Source organism: Actinomyces culturomici, from assembly GCF_900499005.1.
Classification (GTDB): domain Bacteria; phylum Actinomycetota; class Actinomycetes; order Actinomycetales; family Actinomycetaceae; genus Pauljensenia; species Pauljensenia culturomici.
In genome coordinates this window covers 1-2,178 of sequence record NZ_LS991325.1, presented here as the reverse complement: position 1 = coordinate 2,178, position 2,178 = coordinate 1, and the positions used below count along the sequence as shown (strand labels likewise).

The 2,178-nt window shown below is 72.5% G+C and carries 2 protein-coding genes; both read left to right on the top strand.

Annotation, left to right across the window (positions count from 1 at the left end):
* The first annotated feature begins 193 nt into the window (after positions 1 to 193).
* The gene (locus DY157_RS11155; RefSeq protein WP_115728718.1) at positions 194 to 874 is read left to right on the top strand and encodes a DedA family protein; all 681 of its coding nucleotides are present in this window, start codon (positions 194 to 196) and stop codon (positions 872 to 874) included.
* A gap of 4 nt (positions 875 to 878) precedes the next feature.
* The coding region (locus DY157_RS11150) for a DUF6541 family protein (protein ID WP_328587407.1) at positions 879 to 2,178 on the top strand (1,300 nt) is incomplete at its 3' end.

The following is a 2,178-nucleotide window of genomic DNA, read 5'->3' as shown; positions in this document are numbered from 1 at the left end:
TCGACCGTCCTCGTCGATCTCCGCGGCGGCGCCGTCCGGGGGCGCGGGGATCGGGGCGCCCGCGCTCGCGGGCGCGACCTCGATCTCCTTGCCATCCATGGCCCCGATCCTACCGGCGGCCCGGGCCCGGGTAGGGTGGGGACCGCAGACGCGAAGACAAGGAGAGCGCGTGATTCTTCCGACCCTCGTCCCGATGGCCGACGCCTCATGGCTCCAGACGTTCCTCGGGTGGTTCCACAACCCCGAGGCCCTGCTCCTCGCCATGGGCCCGTGGGTCCTGTGGGGGACGCTGGGGATCGTCCTCGTCGAGTCCGGGGTCCTCTTCCCGGTCCTGCCCGGCGACTCGCTCCTCTTCACGGCGGGCCTCCTTCACGACCGCCTCGGGCTCCACCTCCCGACGCTCGTCGCCCTCACCTTCGTCGCCGCGTTCATCGGCGCGCAGATCGGCTACTGGCTCGGCGCCCGCTTCGGACGGCGCCTCTTCTCCGACGACGCGCGCTTCCTCAAGACGGAGCACCTCGCGAAGGCGGAGCACTACTTCGCCGAATACGGCGGCCGCTCCCTCGTCATCGGGCGCTTCATCCCCTTCGTCCGCACCTTCATCCCGCTCGCCGCCGGCATCGCCCGCTACCCGTATCCGAAGTTCCTCGTCTTCAACTCCCTCGGATCGCTCCTGTGGGGCGCGGGGATCACCTACCTCGGCTCGGTCCTCGGCGGCGTCCAGTTCGTCCACGACCACCTCTCGCTCATCATCCTGTCGATCGTGTTCGTCTCCCTCATCCCGATGGTCGTCGAGGTCCTCGCGCAGCGCCGCAAGGCGGCCGCCGCCCCGTCCGCCCCCGCGGCCGCCGAGTCGGAGACCGTCGAGGAGTGACCCGATGATCGGGCAGTGGTGGACGGTCGTCCCGACGATGGTCGGGATGCTCGTCGTCCTCACCCTGCCCACGGTCTTCTGGGTGCGGGCGCGGGTCCGCTCCTCCGTCGTCGCCCTCGCCGTCGCGCCGGGCATGACGATGGCGATCCTCACGGCGCTCTCGATCGTCTTCGACGTCGCCGGCGTCGACTGGGAGCGCGCGAAGGTCTTCCCGGTCCTCGGGCTCGTCGGCGCGCTCGGCGCGGTCGTCTGGCTCTTCGAATCCGCGCGCCGCGCCGGCGGCGGGACCCTCCAGCCCGGCGGGATCGTCGCCGCGATCGGTCCGCGCCGACCCCTCGGCGAGGCGCAGAGCCGCGTGCGCGCCTCGACTTGGGCGATGATCGGCGTCGGCGCGCTCCTCGCGGCCCTCCCCATGCTCCTGCGCGCCGATCCGCGTCTGCCCGCCCAGCAGTGGGACTCGACCTTCCACCTCAACGGCGTGTGGTCGATGCTCCACTCCCATTCGGCCTCGCCCTTCGGCGGCCTCGCGGACCTCTACGGGGGCCGGAAGGTCTTCTACCCGACGACCTGGCACGCCTTCACCGCCCTCTTCTCGACGCCGACGACGGTGATCCGCGCGTCGAACGCGTCGTCGATCGTCCTCATGATCGTGTGGGTCCTCGGGGCGACCGCGCTCACCAGCGTCGTCACGCGCCGCCGCGGCGCGATCCTCGCGTCCCCGATCCTCGCCGGCCTCCTCCTCGACATGCCGGCCGACAACCTCACGATGTACAACCAGTGGCCGAACGCGATGGGGCTCGCCGCGGTCCCGGGAGTCGTCGCGCTCGCCGTCATCGTCGGGCGGCGGATGCGCGCCGACCTCGGATCGCTCCGGGCTCTCGCGTCGCACGTCCCGCTCGGCCTCGCCGTCGTCCTCGGAGCCCTCGGCGCGACCGCCGCTCACCCGAGCTCAGCCTTCGTCCTCGCCGCCCTCCTCCTCCCGCCGCTCCTCGGCGGGCTCTGGAAGATCGGGCGCGCCGCCATCGACGAGGGCGCTTCGACGCGCGCGATCGGCGCCGGGATCGTCGGGGCCCTCGCACTCGGCACGCCCTTCCTCCTCCTCACGACGAGCCGCATCCGCGCGATGGGGGAGTACCCGCGCGCCGGCATCTCGTGGAGCTACGCCTTCAGCCACATGTTCACGCCCGCGCCGCCCTTCACGGCGACCGCGGCGCTGTCTGCGCTCATCCTCGTCCAGGCGGCCCTCCTCCTCATCGGGGTCGCCGCGCTCACCGGGCTCATCCCGCCCTTCCCGCCCTCCGCCC

Bases quoted from the DNA above. Each gene is read 5' to 3' on its own strand.
- DY157_RS11155 (WP_115728718.1), top strand. From the start codon at position 194: ATGGCCGACGCCTCATGGCTCCAGACGTTCCTCGGGTGGTTCCACAAC.